General features: G+C 43.3%; 14 protein-coding genes. 3 read left to right on the plus strand and 11 right to left on the minus strand.

Going from position 1 to position 18,967, the window contains the following annotated elements; all coding sequences use genetic code 11:
* Positions 1 to 140: 140 nt before the first annotated feature.
* The 5 genes from QUB64_RS24315 to QUB64_RS24335 form a co-directional block, all read right to left on the minus strand.
* Positions 141 to 752 (minus strand): DUF6272 family protein, encoded by a 612-nt coding sequence (locus tag QUB64_RS24315; RefSeq protein ID WP_333275847.1) that lies wholly within the window; start codon positions 750 to 752, stop codon positions 141 to 143.
* Positions 753 to 782: 30 nt separating this feature from the next.
* Positions 783 to 2,018, minus strand: a complete 1,236-nt coding sequence (locus QUB64_RS24320) for an adenylate/guanylate cyclase domain-containing protein (protein WP_333275845.1) — start codon at positions 2,016 to 2,018, stop codon at positions 783 to 785.
* Between the two features lie 155 nt (positions 2,019 to 2,173).
* A complete protein-coding gene (locus QUB64_RS24325) occupies positions 2,174 to 7,741 on the minus strand; it encodes an AAA family ATPase (RefSeq protein ID WP_333275843.1) in 5,568 nt (1,855 codons plus the stop codon).
* A gap of 529 nt (positions 7,742 to 8,270) precedes the next feature.
* Positions 8,271 to 9,014 carry a PP2C family protein-serine/threonine phosphatase gene (locus QUB64_RS24330; RefSeq protein ID WP_333275841.1) on the minus strand — a complete coding sequence of 248 codons (744 nt, stop codon included), beginning with the start codon at positions 9,012 to 9,014 and terminating at the stop codon, positions 8,271 to 8,273.
* A gap of 93 nt (positions 9,015 to 9,107) precedes the next feature.
* On the minus strand, positions 9,108 to 10,358 hold the full coding sequence (locus QUB64_RS24335) for a HAMP domain-containing protein (RefSeq protein ID WP_333275839.1): 1,251 nt from the start codon (positions 10,356 to 10,358) through the stop codon (positions 9,108 to 9,110).
* A gap of 321 nt (positions 10,359 to 10,679) precedes the next feature.
* Here QUB64_RS24335 and QUB64_RS24340 point away from each other — a divergent pair, with 321 nt between their 5' ends.
* Both QUB64_RS24340 and QUB64_RS24345 read left to right on the plus strand, forming a co-directional pair.
* The gene (locus QUB64_RS24340; RefSeq protein WP_333275838.1) at positions 10,680 to 11,039 is read left to right on the plus strand and encodes a VOC family protein; all 360 of its coding nucleotides are present in this window, start codon (positions 10,680 to 10,682) and stop codon (positions 11,037 to 11,039) included.
* Between the two features lie 3 nt (positions 11,040 to 11,042).
* A complete protein-coding gene (locus QUB64_RS24345) occupies positions 11,043 to 12,323 on the plus strand; it encodes a recombinase family protein (protein ID WP_333275836.1) in 1,281 nt (426 codons plus the stop codon).
* A gap of 160 nt (positions 12,324 to 12,483) precedes the next feature.
* Here QUB64_RS24345 and QUB64_RS24350 read toward each other — a convergent pair whose 3' ends face one another.
* From QUB64_RS24350 to QUB64_RS33055, 5 genes are all read right to left on the minus strand, one after another.
* Positions 12,484 to 13,620: an adenylate/guanylate cyclase domain-containing protein gene (locus tag QUB64_RS24350; protein WP_333275920.1), complete on the minus strand. Its 1,137-nt coding sequence runs from the start codon at positions 13,618 to 13,620 to the stop codon at positions 12,484 to 12,486.
* 36 nt (positions 13,621 to 13,656) lie between these two features.
* A complete protein-coding gene (locus tag QUB64_RS24355) occupies positions 13,657 to 16,731 on the minus strand; it encodes an ATP-binding protein (RefSeq protein WP_333275834.1) in 3,075 nt (1,024 codons plus the stop codon).
* 193 nt (positions 16,732 to 16,924) lie between these two features.
* A complete protein-coding gene (locus tag QUB64_RS24360) occupies positions 16,925 to 17,296 on the minus strand; it encodes a hypothetical protein (protein WP_333275832.1) in 372 nt (123 codons plus the stop codon).
* Between the two features lie 228 nt (positions 17,297 to 17,524).
* Positions 17,525 to 17,662, minus strand: coding sequence for a hypothetical protein (locus QUB64_RS24365; protein ID WP_333275830.1), 138 nt, complete (start codon positions 17,660 to 17,662; stop codon positions 17,525 to 17,527).
* Between the two features lie 205 nt (positions 17,663 to 17,867).
* The gene (locus QUB64_RS33055; RefSeq protein ID WP_442921717.1) at positions 17,868 to 17,951 is read right to left on the minus strand and encodes a hypothetical protein; all 84 of its coding nucleotides are present in this window, start codon (positions 17,949 to 17,951) and stop codon (positions 17,868 to 17,870) included.
* A 242-nt stretch (positions 17,952 to 18,193) separates the two neighbouring features.
* Between QUB64_RS33055 and QUB64_RS24370 the strand changes: the two genes are divergently transcribed.
* A complete protein-coding gene (locus QUB64_RS24370; RefSeq protein WP_333275828.1) occupies positions 18,194 to 18,466 on the plus strand; it encodes a hypothetical protein in 273 nt (90 codons plus the stop codon).
* Between the two features lie 24 nt (positions 18,467 to 18,490).
* Here the strand turns inward: QUB64_RS24370 and QUB64_RS24375 are convergent.
* Positions 18,491 to 18,967 (minus strand): calcium-binding protein (locus QUB64_RS24375; protein ID WP_369124818.1); only part of this gene is annotated, 477 nt, incomplete at its 5' end.

Raw genomic sequence — 18,967 nt, forward strand, 5'->3', positions numbered from 1 at the left:
TTCGATTTGAGATTTTACATTGACTCGCCTCGATCAATCTGGGAGATTGAACTTCTATCTAAAATTTGAGCTTCACCACGACGATTGTACGCGGCACGGTATCCGTTTTTGGGTGGGAGTAAATATTGAAACAGTTAAAACTAAACGCTAATTTGAACGATCGTCGTAATAGCGAGCAGATGGGGATCGTCGGGCATCGTCTCAAATTTCCAACCGATTCTAGCTGAATAGTCATTAATCATCGTCAGCAATCCCAGTCCCGATGTTTCACTTTCAGATTCAGCATTCTTTTCAAGCTGCTGTAAATACAGTTCATCCGAGTCAGAATTCAACAGTTCTGTAATGAATTCCTGCAACTTTTTAGCCGCTGGTTCCTGCACACAGTTAGTGGCAAAAATAACCGCTATCACATCAGATTCTCCGAGAAAGTGTATCCCAAACCTTACCTTATGATTGCAATCATCATCAGTAAACTTTATAGCATTTTCTAACAGTTCATTGGCGATGTAGCTCACGGCTCCCTTGCTTTGTTTAATCCGTTTGGCGCTGCTAGCATCCTGCTCGTCCACCGGGATAAAACTGGACAAATAATCGGCGACAAAATGAGCAGATACCCTATTGTTGCGCCAGCGCTGCTTGATAGGGCGAGAACTGGGCGTAAATGTAAGTTCTAGGGAGTCGTGATCCGGTGGAAATTGCTCGATGAATTCTCCAAATATTTGTGTCACAGTTTGTAAGCTTCTAGATGTCATTATTTTTTTCCCTCCTATTCATGTTTGATTTCACTTCTGGGTAAATTTCCACACGCCATTCCAGTTAGCCGGAATACTATTTTCTAACAGTGATTGGATGCGTTTTAGGTAAAGTTGGCTGGGTTGGTCAGCGGGATTTAGCCGCACTATCTGTTCAAAACAAACTTTGGCATTAGCAAAATTTCCCTGACAATATTGTTCTAGACCCTCCTCAAAAATAGGCAAAGTTTGAATTTTGAGCGCTCGCACAGGTTCTACTTCAACATCTAACACCTCACAAATAGTAATGGCTTCTTGTCTACCTTTGACAATTGCCCGATCCAAAAATCGAATATGATACTTTCCTGGTTGACTCAAACGTTGTACCACATCTCCTGAAATTAATAAAGATACGCCATAATACTTAGTCAAACTTTCCAGACGAGCCGTGAGATTGACATGATCCGACAGCGCATCGGCTTGCATCCGATTCGCATCTCCAATAATCCCCACCATCGTATCACCGACATGGATACCAATGCCAATATTCAGCGGAATCTCACCATTTATTTTACGGCTTTGATTGTATTTTTGCAACTGTTCAAGCTTCACAATGCCTGCCTGAATAGCATCATCAACGCCCTCGGGAAAAACTGCCATCAGTCCATCTCCCATATACTTGACAATAAAACCATTGTGCTTGCGAATTTCTGGACTAATTTGCTGTAAGTATGTATTGATGAAATTGAAGTTTTCTTGAGGAGTCATTTGCTCCGCCATTGTGGTGAAGGAACGCAAATCCGAAAACATGATAGCCATCTCTTTCCTCACGTGATCTCCAAGCTGGAAATCAACAATGCTCTGCTTACCCAGAAATTGGAGATATTCATCGGGAACAAAACGTCCGTAAGCCTGCAAAAGTTTCTCTAATTCCTGTTCTCGCGCTTTCACGGTTTGCACCATATGCGAGAATACCTGTGCCAATTCTCCCAGTGCATCACTGCGCGCCGCCACCTCTGACAATATCTGGGGCTCAAAGCTGTTGTTTTTCACAGCAATAGCTGCATCTATCACCTTTTTTACCTGGTGGATGTAAGTCTGCATCTCTCGATTTTTATGACGGATCTGGTTTTCCAGCTCCGTGGAGTGTTCCGTGATAATTTCTACTAAGGTTTCATAGCTATTTTTTTCGTCTTCGACTTCCTCAAGTTTTTGGCTCAAATCCTGTAGCTGAGTATTGAGTTCTTCCGGGGATTTAAATTGCGCTAAATTTATTTGGGGGTTCATAATTTATACTCCAGAATTTCGGATCGCAATTTTTTTTTATCGCGCGTCGTACATTACTAGAACTTACACGGGCGCAGCTATAAATCCGGTTTCTGCTTCGATTCTTCGCCACTAAATCCAATAGCGATGTTAGAAACCGGGTTGATGACCATCAATCATAAATTATGCACAATATTTCCCTGTTGCTTCAATACTAGCAAAGTAATGTCATCAAATACCTTTTGTGTTCCAATAAATTCTCGCAAATCATCGATCGCAGCTTGCTTGATTTGTTCAGCGCTCAAATGCCAGTTTTGAGAAACCACAGCACAGAGTCTTTCCATGCCGTAGAATTGTTTGTGGATATTTCTAGCTTCGGGGATGCCATCAGTGTAAAGCACGACACCATCCCCCGGCTCTAAGTCTACTAAAAGATGACCGATCCAATCTGAAATATCCTCATCTAAGCCTATGGGAAATCCTAAATCCATCATGTCAATGCGTTCAATATTACCGCCTTTTCGGACTACGAGAGTTTCCTCATGTTGACCGCTAATACTAATTCTACTGTCTGCGTAATTGAGGAGAGCTAGCGTCAGGTTTTTGTCCGAGTTCATCCGCTGAATATTTTTATAAATAGTGCGGTTCAGGGTATCTAAAAAGCGCACGGGGTCAAGTTCTTTAACTTCCTTGAGAGTCCGAACAGCCGTTTGAGTCATCACCATCAAAATGCCACTTTCTAGTCCGTGTCCGGTGACATCACCAATGCAGAGCGTTACCACCCCGTCATTAAAAAGTACGTCGTAGTAATCGCCACCAACTTCATCGGCTGCTTCCATAAATCCTGCAATATCTAACTCTGCAATTGCTGCTAATTCCGCTGGTTTTGGTAGAATTAACTGCTGCATTTGTTTGAGGAGATCGAGTTCGGCACTCATGCGAATATTTTCGGTTTTCAGCCGCTGGTTGAGGGCAGAAATTGACTGATTAGCTCGAGCTAGTTCGGCAGTACGTTCTGCTACTTTATCTTCTAGAGTTTGATAGAGCAGAGCGTTTTCGATGGAGATAGCAGCTTGGGAAGATAGGATTTTTAAGACTTCCAATCTGTCAGCAGTAAATGCACCTGTGGCGAGACTGTTTTCTAAGTAGAGAATGCCGATCGCTTGACCTTTGTTAACAATGGGAGTACACAATACGGATTTAGGTTGGTGCTGAATAATGTAGGGATCTGCTGCAAAGATATTTTCTACAGCAATATCGTTAATTACCAAGGTTTCTCCGGTACGCCAGACGTAGTTAATGGCTGTGATGGGAAGATGTTGGCTTTGAGAAAGTGGAATATTTGGCAAATAGCAGTGTTCGTCTAAACATTTAGCAACAATCAATAATTTACCATCTCTTTCTAAGATCAGAGAGCCTTTGGATGCGCCTGCATTTTCGATCAGTATTCGGATTAAGGTTGATAGCAATTCCTCGACGTTGATTTCTCCCGATATGGCTTGAGAAGCTTTAATGACTGCTTCTATATCTAGAAAATTGGAAACATTTTGGCTGCTGGAAGTAATCTCGCCCACAATTGTTTCAGAAATTGTCTCTCCTGTGTAAAAAGTGTTTTCTTGTTGGAGAATGGGGCCGAGTAGTTGGGAATATTTTTGTTGTAAATCATGGACTTTTGCCTGGGAACCCCAGCGGGCATAAGCGTAGTAAGCGTCAGTTAGATAGACGCGGGCAATTTTGTCTTTACCTAATTCGATGTAGAATTTAGCTGCGAGCTCGCTGAAGAGTGCTTCTTCTTGAAGGTATTGGTTTAATGAGGCGGTAGCAATGGCGCGATCGTACAAATCGATGGCTTCGAGCCTGTCTCCCAATACTCGTGCTATTTCTGCTGCTACTAAGTCATACTTGTGCTGATAGTTCATCGGTGCGTGGAATGCCCAGGTTTGCATTTTTTCCTGATTGGCTCTGACTTGGCTCAAATATTGCGATCGCGCGATCGGCTCAGCATCGGGATACAGCGCCAGCAGGGCTAGGGAATGGTAAAAATTGTGCTGCGGTACCATCATCAGCGAACCGACACCAGCGACATATTGCTCTGCTAGCTGGGCATTTTCCACGGCACTTTCGATCTCGCCAAACAAATAATTGACAACCAATTTAGCAAAATAAACTCCAAATATGGAAGAGACATTATTTGCGGCTAGCAAAACAGGCAGCAGTTCATCTTCATTAAAACTATCGCCAACTAACCGACATTTATCCTCGGCTAATCCTTGTAAATTCAATGTTATTTGTCGCCATATTTTGGTATAATAAGTCTGATATTCTTGTTTGAAATTAACCATTAATTCAAGATACTGCTCATATTTTTGGTCTACAGATGTTAAGTCTTCACCGCTAAAGAAGCTGTAGATGCAAAAATACATAGCAGAATAGCAAGCATACTCGATATCGCCGCTTTCTAAACCGCTTTGGACTGCTGAGAGCAAAGATGGTATTGTGGAGCGACTAGGTTCTTTCCAATGTCTCACGCAAGCATTGTAGACCATCACAACTTTAGATTCAAATTCTTGGGATGGAAATTTATCTAGTATTTGCAAAGATAGTTGACCGTATTGATAGCCTAATTCAATTTCTCCGATTACTTCACACATTAAGCTGCAACAAGCATAGGCATAACTAGCAGGTGCAGAGTTGCCGTATTTGCTGCAAAGATGTGCCATTGTAAAGACAACGGCTGGGTAGACTTCTGGACTAGCTAGATAAGCGGCAGATGCGATCGCACATAAAATCCTCAAAGCAGCAATTTTATAAGGATCGTTGATTTCTGGGAGATTAGCTAAAGCGGATATCTCCACCACCGCCGGCAGTTGTGTTTCCAAAGCAACACCCAGCATTCCCAAAACCTGCAATCCAGTATCCACTGCCAATTTCATCTGATTTTGGGCAATATAAGACTGAATTTGCGCTTCGTAAACTCGGAATTGATCGAGGAGATTGTGCGATCGGGATAGAACTATTTGGGCCAGTTGGTGCGACAAATCGAAATTGGTATTCAAATATTCGGCTTCAACTGCTTCTACATACAGATCGATCGTCAAGTCGTATAAATTAATCCAGCTATCATCTGGTAGCAGATTTCTGCCGATAGTTAAGTAATCAACAGCAGCAGCATAAGCTGTGGAATTTTTAGCTTTGCGCCCAGCAATTAAATTCAAGGAAGCTAGTTGATGTCTTTCCGTGCGATCGACAATTAATTGCACTCCCATATTCAAGTGGTTGACAATATCAAATATCCGATCTTCCCGCACCCATTCCGTAGGGGCGGTGCCCCCGTGCCCGCCCGTGCCCCCGTGCCCGCCCGTATCCCCGTGCCCGCCCGTGCCCCCGTGCCCGCCCGTATCCCCGTCAGCGCCCTTGTGCAGCAGCAATCTGCCAATTTTTAGGTGAGTTGACTGCTTTGCATCGTCTGGAATCAAAGAATATGCGGCTTGCTGAACGCGATCGTGCAAAAATTTGTAACTTGGTAATTGACAATCGGCAACGGATAATTGTGCAGACTCCCCATCATCCGCAAAAAATTTGTAAACTTCACTTTGCGGTAAAATTAGACCTTCTTGCAATGCTTTCCAGAAGTAGGCTGCGGTATCTATTTGAGATTTTTCGCAGACAAGCGCCAAGGTTTCCAAATCAAATTGGCTGCCAATACAAGCAGCTAATTTTAAAACATCTTGAGTATTTATTGGCAATTTCTGCAATTGAGTTGCCATCAACTCGACGACATCATCGCTGACTGTCAATGTTCTAATTTTAGTAAGATCGCACTGCCAACCACCCCTATCTCCTCCTGGCAATGAGGAGGCAAAATCGAAATAAATTAACTTGTCTTCGTGGAGTTTTTTGATGAATTGATTGCTAAAAAAAGGATTTCCCTTAGTTTTTTCAAATATTAATTCAGTCAAGGCAATAGAGCGGTCGATCGCACAACTTAAAGCATCAGCAACCAGACAATTTAAGTCAATTTGTGAAAGTGGGTTGAGAGTAATTTGATTAATGATAGTGGCCGAGCGAGCGATACCGTCATTTTGTAAAGAAGATGAACCTGCACTGAGATTGCGAATCTCTGATAAAGTCAGCATTAATGGATGAACGTTGGAAACTTCATTATCTCGATAGGCACCAATTAGCAGCAAATGTTGACCTTCTGATTCGCACAGCAACAATTGCATTAATTTTAGAGATGCTGCATCTGCCCATTGCAAATCATCTAAGAAGATGACTAAGGGATGATTTTTGGTAGCAAAGACACGAATGAACTTTTGAAATAATAGATTAAAACGATTTTGTTCTGGAGCAGGTTCTAATTCCTGGACAGCAGGTTGCTTGCCAATCAGCAGTTCTAATTCTGGGATCACATCAATAATTACCTGAGCATTATCGCCTAAAGCGGACAAGATTTGGGCTTGCCACTGCTGAACTCGATCTGCACTTTCTGTGAGTAATTGCCGCAGGAAACTTTGCAGAGCTTGTACCCATGCCCCGAAGGGAATATCGCGCCTGAATTGGTCGAACTTCCCTTTGATAAAGTATCCCCGCTGCTGAACAATCGGCTTGTGAACTTCGTTAACGACAGCGGTTTTGCCAATCCCCGAAAAGCCCGCTACCAGCATGATTTCGGTAGTAGCTGTACGGGGGATTTTATCAGGAGCTAGGCTGTTAGGAGAGGATACCTCCAAATCGGCGGCTGGGGAATTTTCCAGGGGACAGGCGACGCGCCCGAAGGCTGCTAATAGGGTCGAAACTTCGGTTTCTCTGCCGTAAAGTTTTTCGGGAATGACAAAGCGTTCGGAAATATCTCTGCTGCCTAATTCAAAAAGTTGAATATTGCCACGCTCTGAGTATTCTTTTAAGCATTGTTCTAAATCGTGTTTGATGCCAAAAGCTGTTTGATAGCGTGCTTCCGCTGTTTTAGCCATCAGTTTTAGCACTATGTCATTCAATACTTGGGGGATGGCTGGATTTATGGCGATCGGGGGAATTGGCTGGCGAGCAATGTGACAGTGAACCAATTCCATCGGCTCCTTAGATTGGAATGGCAATTGTCCTGTCAACAGTTCGTAAAAAGTTACTCCTAGGGAGTAAAAATCGGTTCGGTAGTCAATCCCACGATTCATTCTGCCAGTTTGTTCGGGAGACATATAAGCTAATGTCCCTTCCAAGATATTGGGGTTTTTGATTTCTTGATTTTCTTTAGGTAAAAACGATGAAATGCTAAAATCTATAAGTTTGATTTCTTTGGTTGTAGGGTTGATTATAATATTCTGTGGTTTGATATCCTTGTGAATAATGCCGCTGTGATATATTGTTTCTAATGTGGAGCAAATTTGAATGGCAATTTGCAAAAAAATGGCTAGGCGATTGGTGAATTTACCCTGGACTCCAAAAGCATCGTTGGTGATATATTCAGCCAGAGAAATACCGCCAAAGTCCTCCATTACTAAAGCAAAACCGTTACGATATGTTTCCAGACTTAAGTGTTTGACAATACCGGAATTATCAATATTTTTGGCAATGGTGTACTGATTGCGAAACTGCACCAGTTCGGTGAAAGTCGGATACTCAGACTTGAGCAATTTGATGACGACTGGTCGATTGTCTGATTCCGAAAAACCTCGATAAACCAAGGTTCTGGTGCCGGAGTAGAGTTGTTCGCTCATGCGGTAGCCGGGAATTGAGATCGGGGTCATAGTTGCTAAATCCTAGTCAGCTTTTGTTTTAAGAGGACTTACGCGCTCCGACCTTCATAACCGGATTTTTTGCCTAATCCGCTGGCTACAACCTCTGTATTGTAGTATAAAAAACTGGTTTCTGGCTGCCTGCGCGTAAGTTATGTTTAAGCACTATCAAACTTGTTTGTGTTCATTATTTATTAGTTTACTACTGCTCCCAAGATTTCGGGAAGATTTGACAAAAAATAATGATATGTCGAGCGCTAACCATCGCACGTCTCATGAATTTTGTTAAAAATATTTGAAGCGCTTGCTTCCGGGAAGCAGGATCCCGTTAAAGTCACATCTGGGATATCCAGCTTCCTGTTGGTTGAATTCCCTACCAATTTCTTGGTACATCGCTATTTTTTTTGTCGGAAAGGGTACAATAATAGCGATCGAGTGTGTTGGGCCTGAGCGATGAAATATAAATAGCGATCGGGACTATTGGCCCTCAGTTTCAGATTACCAACATTGTATCCCGCACGCTTCAGGCGAGAGGCAGGACTTAATCCTTTTTCTTAAGAACCACCAAAGTAATGTCATCAAAAACCTTTTCTTCTCCAATAAATCCCCGCAAATCTTCAATGGCTGATTGCTTGATTTGTTCGGCGCTTTTATGCCAATTAATCGAAACCACTTCACAGAGTCTTTCAATCCCGTAGAATTTTTTGTAGATATTTCGGGCTTCGGGAATGCCGTCGGTATAAAGCACCACTCCGTCCCCCGGTTGTAACTCTACTAAAACCTGGTTAATAAACTCTGAAATATTCTCATCTAAGCCGATAGGAAATCCCAAGTCTATTGTATCTATTCGCTCGATTTTGCCGCCTTTTCTGACAACAATAGTTTCCTCATGCTGACCGCTGATGCAGATTTTGCCATGGGCATAATTGAGGATAGCCAGAGTCAGATTCTTATCTGAGTTCATGCGCTGAATATTTAGATAAATAGTGCGGTTGAGAATATCTAAAAAGCGCACCGGACTTAATTCTCGCATTTCGTGAAGAGTGCGGACAACCGCTTGAGTCATTACCATCAAAATACCGCTTTCTAAGCCATGTCCGGTGACATCGCCGATGCCAATAGTCACCAGACCGTCAGTCTGGAGAATATCGTAATAATCGCCACCTACTTCATCGGCTGGTTCCATGAATCCGGCAATATCTAAGTCTTCAATTTCCTTCATTTCTTGGTGTTTAGGCAAAATCAACTGCTGCATTTGTTTGAGGATGTATAGTTCGGCACTCATCCGCATATTTTCGGCGGTGAGTCGGCTATTGAGACTCGCAATTTCGGTGTTAGCGGTGGCGAGGTCAGTGGTACGTTCTTTAACTTTATATTCTCAAGTTTCAAAGGATTCTTTGAGTTGTCCTGCCATGCTGTTAAAGGAGTTTGCAAGTTTTTTTATTTCGATAATGGAGCTAGTTTTTACCTGTCTGTCGAGATGACCGTTAGCCATGTCTTCCGAAGCTTGGGTGATGGCTTCAATCGGGCTAGCAATCCAGCGGGATGTAAGAATTCCAATTGCCGTTGCCACAGTAAATGCGATCGCACACAAGAGGATTGTGGTGCGGGTATTGGCATAGATTTTAGCCATGAAATCAGATTCTGGAACCACCGTCACGATCGGCCAGTCCAACCCAAACTTGTCTTGCCACGGAGCAACGAGGACAAAGGAATTTTCACCTTTAATTTGAATATTAATTCTTTGGCTATTTCTAATATTTTTAAAGCTACCGAACCGTTCTTGCAACGCTTTAGCAGCAGCTTGGATCGCAGGATCGGAGATGTTGAGAGCGCTAAAGCGTTTGACTTGATTGTTCACCTTGATAAAAGAGGGTTGCGGGCCAGAATTTCCAATCAATTGTCCGTCTCGTTCCATGATGAAAATTCGCCCGGATTTGCTAAAGTTTAAGTTGTGCAGAAATTTAGTAATATTGGATAGTTGTAAATCGACCCCAATCACTCCGATTAGCTTGCCCTTGGCATACATGGGACGCATTGCCCCTACAGCAATAAAGTTAAGCTCATCTAGCGAATAAACAGAAGTCCAGATAGGTTTCCCGGCTTGAGCCGCCTGAGTGTACCATTCTAATTTCACGGTATCGTAAGGAGCAACCTGTGTTACCTTAATTGGATTTCCCTGGCGGTCGGTTAAATGGGCGTTAATTTTCCAGTTTGTCCTTGCTGAAACTTCGGCAATGCTGATGCCTTCTCCCGGTCTTACTGGCCCAGCACCAATAAAGCGTCCATCTGAAAGTCCATAGGAAATGAAGCCAAGATTATCGAATGCTTGCACCTGTTTCCAAAAATAAAGTCCCGCAATATCTAAGTTATTTATGTCGAGCAATCTGGTTTCGATCGCATCGATATTGATTTGATTAATTTGATGGGGAGTTAAGAGATAATCATCTAAGTGCCGATAAGTGCGATCGCTCACCTGAGTCATTAGCTGGTTAACCAAATCCGTTACCGCTTGTTGTCCGTTGCGGAAAGAAAGATAACCGACTAAGCCAACGGCTGCAACGATTTGCAGGACAAAGGGAAGTACGAGGGCGGTGCGGAGGCGAAATTGCCAAAGAGTGAAGGTCATATAGCTTTTCTCAGATAGATGAGGTACAGGTTCAGATTTGAGATTTTAGATGTTAGATTGGGGAATTGAGGAATTGTTAATTAACTGCCGAAAGTACCTCACCTGAAGAGAAATACCACAATAGATAGACATCTTGAACGGACGGAATTACGTTTTAAAAGCTCTAGCTACAGTTCATTAATTTTTGTGACGGTATTAAGAGCGACTAATAATGTTATCATATCTAAAAATCTACCGACCTCAACAAATCAGCGTTCATCAGCGTTCATCTGCCTGCATCAGCGGTTAAAATAAAAATAAAAAAATAAATATCAAACAGAAATGCAAATTAATCAAGCCCTCCACAGCGCCCTGCTCGTTTCCAACCTCGAAAAATCCCAACACTTTTACAGCAACGTATTAGGACTGGAAAAAATCGATCGCGAATTAAAATTTCCCGGGATCTGGTATCAAATCGGCAACTTCCAGATCCACCTTATTCTAGCGGCAACAATTATACCAGATGCCGTAGACTGTGAAAAATTGGGGCGCAATCGACATCTAGCGTTTGCTGTGGCTAACTTAGAGGGAGCCAAAGAGCAATTAATCGCTCACAATTGCTCGGTACAAATGAGCGCGTCAGGTCGATCGGCATTATTTACCCAAGATCCAGACGGGAATATCATTGAACTCAGCGAGTAACAGATGAAAATCATCGCCTACTCTTACACCGAACCGCTGCTAGAATCCGCGCCAGCAGCCGAAATTTGGGGCCAAGAGGTCGATCGCACATACCAAGACTTAGGAGGGCGCCAGCAACTCCAGCAACTGCTCAAAGACTGCCAAACCGAACCAGTCAAATACCTGTTAATTCAGCGATTTGAAGAACTCGGCGACACAGTACAGCAAGTGTGCGCCCACCTCGAACAACTAGAAAACCTCGGCATCCAACTAATTGTCACAGACGAAAAACAAACAGAAAATAGAGCCAACTTACTCAAACTCCTCGCCGAACTCCAGCGCAGCCAACACAGCCGCAGCATTCGCAAAGGACACGCCCGCAACCGCATCAAATCCCTTCCCCCACCCGGAAAAGCCCCCTACGGCTATCGGCGCGGCAAAGACAAATATGCGATCGACAAAACCGCCTCCCCCGCCGTCAAAGACTTTTTTGAACACTTTCTCATCTACGGTTCCCTGCGCGGTTCCGTGCGCCATTTAGCCAAGAAATACAACAAAAAAATCTCCGTCAGCACAGGCCGCCGCTGGCTGACAAATCCCGCCTACCGAGGCGATTTAGAATATCAAAACGGCCAAGTAATTTCTAACACCCACGTCCCGATTATTTCCAGAGAAGAAGCCGCCCAAGTAGACAGATTGCTGCGGCGCAACAGTCGCCTTTCTCCCCGCAGCGCCAGCGCCCCGCGTTCCCTCGCCGGTTTAGCAATTTGCGCCGAGTGCAAATCGCCCATGACAGTTGCCAAAGTCACAGCCTACCGCAAAGACAAAGAATACCTTTATTTGCGACCGATTAACTGTCTGTCACAGCCTAAATGCAGCGGCATTTCCTACGAAGAAGTATTGCAATTAACCATAGCCGGAATTTGTCGGGATTTGCCCAATGCTGTGGCTGGGTTGCAAATGCCGGATATGAAGAGAATTAAAGCAGGAATGGCTGGGGCGATCTACTCAAAACAACAAATCCTAGACCAACTTCCCGCCCTGATTGCCAGCGGAATTTTTGACACACAAACTGCTGATTTGAGAGCCTACAAAATCCGCACCGAAATTGCCGAACTGCAAAGCAAAGTAGCGCAACTGCCGCCCGTAAATTTGCGAGAAACTGCTCAAACTGTTTCTCTTCCTCAATTTTGGCTCGACTTGTCGGAATCGGAACGCAGGTTTTATTTTCGAGAGTTTATCGATCGCATTGAAATAGTCCGGGAAAATTCTCAGGTGAACCTGCAAATTATTTTCATTTTTTAATTGCCCAAACCATTTATTTTATAGCATTTTTATTCTGGCTAATTGCTGATTGCTGATTGCTGATTGCTGATTGCTGATTGCTGATTGTTGACATCCGTTACATCCCGTACATTGCTCGTTGCCGAACTTCCTTCCGATCTAACTTCCCAATTAGATTGAACTAACTTTTTTTAGCCTTTAGCCAATAGGCGATCATATCTCCTTTACCTTTAACCGGAATCGCCCCTCTTTCCTCAAATACATACCCATCCTTTAACTGTTCGTAAACAGCAGCAGTAACTTGAATATATCCCGGTAATCCCTGTAATTCCATGCGAGAAGCAACATTAACAGTATCTCCCCACAAATCGTAGGTAAATTTTTTTGTGCCAAGTACGCCAGCAACTACTGGGCCTGTATTAATGCCAATCCGAATTTGAAAGGGTTCGCCTGTGTCGGTTTGAAAATCTGCGATCGCCTCCTGCATATCCAAAGCCATATTTGCGATCGCTTCTGCATGATCTGCCCTCGCCACAGGCAGCCCCCCAGCCACCATATAAGCATCTCCAATTGTTTTAATTTTTTCCAAACAGTGTTTTTCAGTTAGTTCGTCAAACTTGGAAAAAATCTTATTGAGAAAATCCACCAATTCTAGTGGTGAAATTCTCGCAGCAAGAGACGTAAAATCGACAAGATCGGCAAAGAGGACTGTTGCTGACTCAAACCTCTCAGCAGGAGAACCATCGCCTTTTTTCAAATTTTCAACAATCGCTGCTGGTAAAATATTTAGCAATAAATCATCCGACTTTTTTTGAGCCAGCCGTAAAGCTAGCTCAACCGCCTGCCGCTCTTTAATTTCATTTTGCAAACGTTCGACAAGTTCTTCTAATTGCTTCGTTTGCTCTTGAAGTAGCTTTTGCTGACTTTGAATTGTTAACTGATTTGCCACTCGTGCCAATACTTCTTTACCTTGAAAAGGTTTAGTAATATAGTCAACTGCTCCCACATCAAAGGCTTTCACCTTATCTACAACGTCATCTAAGGCGCTTAAAAATATCACCGGAATGGAACTGGTTTTTGGTGAAGCTTTCAACTGCGCGCACACCTGATATCCATTCATCTCTGGCATCATCACGTCCAGCAGAATTAGATTCGGCGGCAACTCCTGCACCGTCGCCAGAGCCCTTTGTCCATTCAACGCTTTACGAACCTGATAGCCTTGCTCAGTTAGGATTGTAGATAAAAGCCGCACGTTATCTGGCGTATCATCAACTATTAGAATGATGGCGGAAATTGTCGGAGACTGATTGCTGTTCATGCGAGCGCTCACGGTATTTTTTCAACATCGAACATATTAAGACTGACGCGCCCTAACCGCAGATTTCGCTAGCTCTATAATATCATCAAATAGGAAATCATGTGCTAAATTAGTTAAAACTTGTGCAGCAGTCGCAAACTCTCTAGGCATTTCTTCAATCAATCGCATAATTTTATCGTCGTAGCATTCATGAGCAGCTTTATGGATTTTCTCCATCCAATCAACAGGCATTTGAGCCAGTTGTGCTTCTACAGATTGATGATTGCCAGCAATCCGATTAATTTCGCTTTTATTTTCGAGGTTGACAGCAGCAGGTTCCTCGTAAATATAGCGGACTCCTAAATATTTCTCTATAATAGAGAATAGTATTTTGGCTTCAAAGGGTTTACGAATAAAATCGTCGCACCCTGCGGCTAAAATAGTTTTGCGCTCCTCTTCAAAAGCGCTAGCAGTGAGAGCCACAATCACCGTTTGTTTCCCGAGAGGATGAGATTTAATTTGTCTGGTGGTTTCATAGCCATTCATGACAGGCATCTGCATATCCATCCAAATCAGGTGCGGTTGCCACTCCTCCCATACAACAATAGCTTCTTGACCATTTCTAGCTTCTCGCATGACGAACCCTAGCGGTGATAATAATCTATCTATGACTAGACAGTTATCAGCGCGATCGTCTACCACCAAAATCCGGTATTCTGGTTGATTGGGTGCTAAACCAATCACTTTTTTCTGCGGTTTAAGCATTTCAATATCGGTAGGATCGGCAAGGCTGAGTTGAATATCAAATGAAAACTTACTTCCCACATCAGGGGTGCTATAAACAGCAATATCGCCTCCCATCATTTGCACAAATTTGCGACTAATTGGTAAACCTAGTCCTGTTCCCTGTTGGGATTTATAACCTGCTTTTGTTTGCTCGAATGGTGCAAATAACTTATCCATTTCTTCTGGGGAAATGCCGGGGCCAGTATCTTGAATTTCAAAATGAAGGCGTAAAGATACGGGGCGAATAGAAGGCGCGCCTACACAATCAAAATCCCCAGGGGGCGAGGTTTCGCAGTCGATATCGGCAGTTTTTGTTGCTGTGTCTCCAAACTCTGCCGTTTCACCAGCCCAACTTTCTTCTATTTGGTTTTTCAGTCGCAAGGTAACGCTACCTCTCTCTGTAAACTTAATTGCATTTCCTACAATATTAATCAAAACTTGGTGCAATTTACCCTCATCTCCCTTGACAAAGTGCGGTACGCTGTCAGCAACTTCAAAATTTAGCTGCAATCTCTTAGATTTAGCTTTCAATCGGAACATTTCTTCTAAGGTTTCTAGCAGGCGCCTTAAATTAAAACTACTTTCGTTAAGCTGACTTCTGCCTGCTTCAATTTTAGACATTTCCAAAATGTCGTTAATGAGGGACAGCAAATGTTCCCCAGCGCGATTAATAATTTCTAGATGTTGCTGGTGTTCATTTTTGAGAGATGAATCGCGCACCATCACCTGACTAAATCCCAGAATTGCATTCAAGGGAGTACGCAATTCGTGGCTCATAGAAGAAAGGAATTCACTTTTGGCGAGGTTAGCAGCATCAGCAACCACGACAGCTTTTTGCAGTGCTGCTTCTGCTAACTTGCGATCGGCAATTTCTGTTTGGGCTTGTTCAAATAGCGTGCATTGCTGGATGGCAATTGCTAGCTGCACGGAAATTTGCTTGAGAGATTCTATCTCAGAAGAGTTCCAATGTCTTTGACTGCGGCAGTGATGGGCAATTAGCAAGCCCCATAAATTTTCCCCTTGCACAATGGGAACCACAAGGTTAGCTTTAATGTGAAACTGGGTAAGTAAATTAATGTGGCACTCTGAAATACCAGCCGTGTAAATATTGTCGATCGCGCGAATGTGTCCTTGTGCATAAATAGAAACGTAGCCTTCGCGAAAACAATTGTCATTAATGTCAACTCCCAAAATCGGCATTACACCTCTAGCAACCGATTCGACTGCTACAAATCCACTCCAATCTGGGTGAAAGCGGTAAATAACTGTCCTGTCAGTTGACAAAAACTCGCGCACTTCTTCCACAGCGGTTCTCATAACTTCTTCGAGATTGAGAGAAGACCGAATCCGCTCTTGAATGGCATCTACAAGCCGCTCCCTTTTTAGTTGCTGCTGTAAAGCTGCTTCTGCCTGTTTCCGAGCAGTAATATCTACTCCATAACCTACACACTCCACAGGTAAGCCAGCAGCATCTTTGACCAACTTAAACTCAACATATATCCAGCGATAACTACCGTCTTTGTGCCTTAGGCGGTATTCGGCGAAAGTCGATTCTGTTTCCAATATCCGCTCGGATAAAGTAGCAATAACGTCTCGATCTTCTGGATGAATGAGCCTCGGCCACTTAACGGAACCATCAAGGAATTCTTGGGCTTCGCAACCAATCAGTGAAACAACATTATCGCTGACAAATGTTACATCATAATTTTCCCATAATTTGCAGCTAAAAATAACCGCAGGAGTAGTCGCCAGCAAATATTGCAGCCGTTCGGTAACTGAGATCAATTTTAACTCGACTAGCTTGCGATCGCGAGCTTCCATTTCTAAGTAAGTGTTGGTTTGTCTCAACTGCGCGGTACGCTCTTGTACTTTAATTTCTAAATCTTCATAGGCACAGCGGAGAGCTAATTCTGCATCTTCACGCACGGCGATTTCCCGCTCCAACTTGAGATTAATTGCTTCTAATTCTTGAGGAGTTTTTAATGATAAAAACTGGGGTAGTAGCGTGATCATCGATCCGGCAGTGTAGCAGGAAACAAGGGCCGTAATTGCTTTTTCAATCCCCGACAGCCAATAAGCCGAATGCCACAGCGTCCAAATTTCTAGCAAGTGACCGGTACCGCAGAGAATAATAAACGCACCAAATAAAGCAAATATTCCTAAAAAAGGAACGTCGCGTCGCTTGAAAACAAAATAAATCAGCATCGCCGGAATTGAAAAGTAGGCGATCGCGATTAAAAAGTCGCCGGTTACGTGCAGCCACACCAAAGGTGTTTGCCACAGATAGCAGTGACCGTGCGGCATATACTGAGTTGGAGAAAAGATATCTTTGAGTGTGGGCCACATAATGTTTGTTTACAGAACGTATCGAGTAGAATGCTTTTCTTGTTATTGTAGAGCAGGTTTTTTTTCTGCCCTATCTTTGGGTTTTTCCGGCTCTGATTCCACCGCACAAGTTGATCAAAAACGGGATACTCCCTATTTTACTGCTTTACCAAAACTTGTTATGAGGAAGTTGCTTGTTGCTGAGCTTGGGATTTCAAGGGATTTTTAATGATAAACTTAGTACCGCTCCCAACCTCGGAAGTGCAGTGCAAATAACCTTCATGGGTTTGAATAATTTGATAAGAAATCGCCCAACCCAGACCGTACTAGAGCGCATAGGTTTCGTCGTATAAAACGGAGGGTGAATTTTAGCGATCGCCTCAGCATCTATGTCACTGGCATTATCAGCCATTTGAATCTGTACCCACTTATCGTCAACTAAAAGCGTGCTGATGCGAATTGTTGGCAGTTGGCGATGGGTATATTTTAAGTGGTAAGGTAAATTATTTTCCCAATAGCCTTTGGCCGAATGTCCCTGCTGCGCCATCTCTTCTAAGGCATCGATAGGATTTAAACATATATTCATAAATACTTCGTTAAGCAGTCCAGCATAGCATTCCAACTGTTGCAAGTCTCCATACTATTTAATCACTTGGATAGGTGGACGGTTTAGCTGTTCTTTCAAGCTGGGAAGCAAAATCATTAAAGTGCTATCGCTCCCTTCAGAGATATTTACCTTTTTATATTGGCTTGGTCTAAGCGGGAGAAGGTGCATAAAGATTGAACGAGATATTTGATACCCTCTCCTCCAATTTTAATCGAACCCAAAAGTTTTGGCAAGTCTTCTAAAATAAAATCGATCGGGACTGGGGACAGCCAAGATTTGTGGGATTAGTTCCACCAGCACTGCTGCTGTACATGGCTTGAGCGGTGCCGCAATCTCTTTAATCATATTTTTGCAGCCTCAACTGTTACAAGCGGTTTTTACTTATTTTTATCGAAGAATGAAGCTATAAATTATTTTTTTATACCGTATATTAACGGAGCAGATTTATTTAAAAGGCATAATCTATAACTTTTAAAATCATTATTATTGGTAATTATGCTGTGTGACACGCTCGCGAGTGCGGAATGTGGGCTTGAAGAAAACTAGAGAATTAATGATTAGGATGCCACAGCTTTCGTATTTCCATAATATGGGTAATGCTACAGTAGATAATACAATTGCCAAACAAGATCAAAACCCAGTCAGTCGATTTTTGATTTTAGATTTACTTCGAGCTCCGTGAATCTGGGAGCTTGAACTTGAGTCTAAAATTTTGAGATCGACTCGGATGCTAGTGTCGCAAAGCAAGTATCTGTTTTTTGGTTGCTCAAAAGGCACGTATAGCAGTGGACAGTTGAGAGTGGAGAGTTGACAGTTGCGCAGTACGGATCGCACTGTTTATGCTATGGGCTATAGGCTCTATTCGTCAGGTTATTTATGTGCTCACCGCTGTGCCGATCGCGATCTGCTGATTTTGTCGAAGGTGGAGCGAGTTGGGTTATGCTGGCGTTGCGATCGCCTGCGGGAGTATTTGCGGGTGAATACGATGGTGGAGAAGGGCGATCGCTTGTTGCGATCGCCCATTTGAACGGAATAAGCTCAAGTCCGCTTTATGACGAATTATCGACCAATGTAGTCGGGGGTAAAACTCGAATGACAAAGGAAGTACATTCTAGTTTCACCCCCGAAGCGGTTAAAACCGCCGAATGATACGCCGCAGCATCAAAGAGGTAACTACAGACTGATAAAATCGCTAGCGGTGAGAGTACCGGGCGCTACACTGTTAAGCTTCGCCAACAATTGATTGCTACCCGTCACGCTAATCAAAGTTTGATTGTTGCTATTCGTGATGCTGAGTTGATTGAAACTCAAACCGGGAGCCAAGCCAATTAAATCCTCACCCTTGCGGAAATCAGTAATGATGTCGCTACCCAAACTTTGAGTTAGGAAGAATACATCACTTCCCGAACCGCCAGTCAAAGTATCATCTCCTACGTCGCCGAAAAGGAAATCGGAACCAGCACCGCCGGTGAGGAAATCGTTACCTTTGCCACCGTAAAGCGTATCGTTACCGATGTCGCCGCAGATCACATCATTTTCATTGTTACCAAAAAGCCAATCGTTACCGTCGCCACCATCGAGACTGTCGTTTTCTTTGCCGGCGTAAAGCGTGTCATTTCCCGCCCCACCAAAAAGCAGGTCTGCACCTTC

The organism is Microcoleus sp. Aus8_D2 (assembly GCF_036702665.1).
Classification (GTDB): Bacteria; Cyanobacteriota; Cyanobacteriia; order Cyanobacteriales; family Microcoleaceae; genus Microcoleus.

What these genes read in the sequence shown, in the direction of transcription:
- QUB64_RS24315 (WP_333275847.1), bottom strand. Translation starts at nt 752, where the DNA reads ATGACATCTAGAAGCTTACAAACTGTGACACAAATATTTGGAGAATTC.
- QUB64_RS24320 (WP_333275845.1), bottom strand. Translation starts at nt 2,018, where the DNA reads ATGAACCCCCAAATAAATTTAGCGCAATTTAAATCCCCGGAAGAACTC.
- QUB64_RS24325 (WP_333275843.1), bottom strand. Translation starts at nt 7,741, where the DNA reads ATGACCCCGATCTCAATTCCCGGCTACCGCATGAGCGAACAACTCTAC.
- QUB64_RS24330 (WP_333275841.1), bottom strand. Translation starts at nt 9,014, where the DNA reads ATGAGTGCCGAACTATACATCCTCAAACAAATGCAGCAGTTGATTTTG.
- QUB64_RS24335 (WP_333275839.1), bottom strand. Translation starts at nt 10,358, where the DNA reads ATGACCTTCACTCTTTGGCAATTTCGCCTCCGCACCGCCCTCGTACTT.
- QUB64_RS24340 (WP_333275838.1), top strand. Translation starts at nt 10,680, where the DNA reads ATGCAAATTAATCAAGCCCTCCACAGCGCCCTGCTCGTTTCCAACCTC.
- QUB64_RS24345 (WP_333275836.1), top strand. Translation starts at nt 11,043, where the DNA reads ATGAAAATCATCGCCTACTCTTACACCGAACCGCTGCTAGAATCCGCG.
- QUB64_RS24350 (WP_333275920.1), bottom strand. Translation starts at nt 13,620, where the DNA reads ATGAACAGCAATCAGTCTCCGACAATTTCCGCCATCATTCTAATAGTT.
- QUB64_RS24355 (WP_333275834.1), bottom strand. Translation starts at nt 16,731, where the DNA reads ATGTGGCCCACACTCAAAGATATCTTTTCTCCAACTCAGTATATGCCG.
- QUB64_RS24360 (WP_333275832.1), bottom strand. Translation starts at nt 17,296, where the DNA reads ATGAATATATGTTTAAATCCTATCGATGCCTTAGAAGAGATGGCGCAG.
- QUB64_RS24365 (WP_333275830.1), bottom strand. Translation starts at nt 17,662, where the DNA reads ATGATTAAAGAGATTGCGGCACCGCTCAAGCCATGTACAGCAGCAGTG.
- QUB64_RS24370 (WP_333275828.1), top strand. Translation starts at nt 18,194, where the DNA reads ATGTGCTCACCGCTGTGCCGATCGCGATCTGCTGATTTTGTCGAAGGT.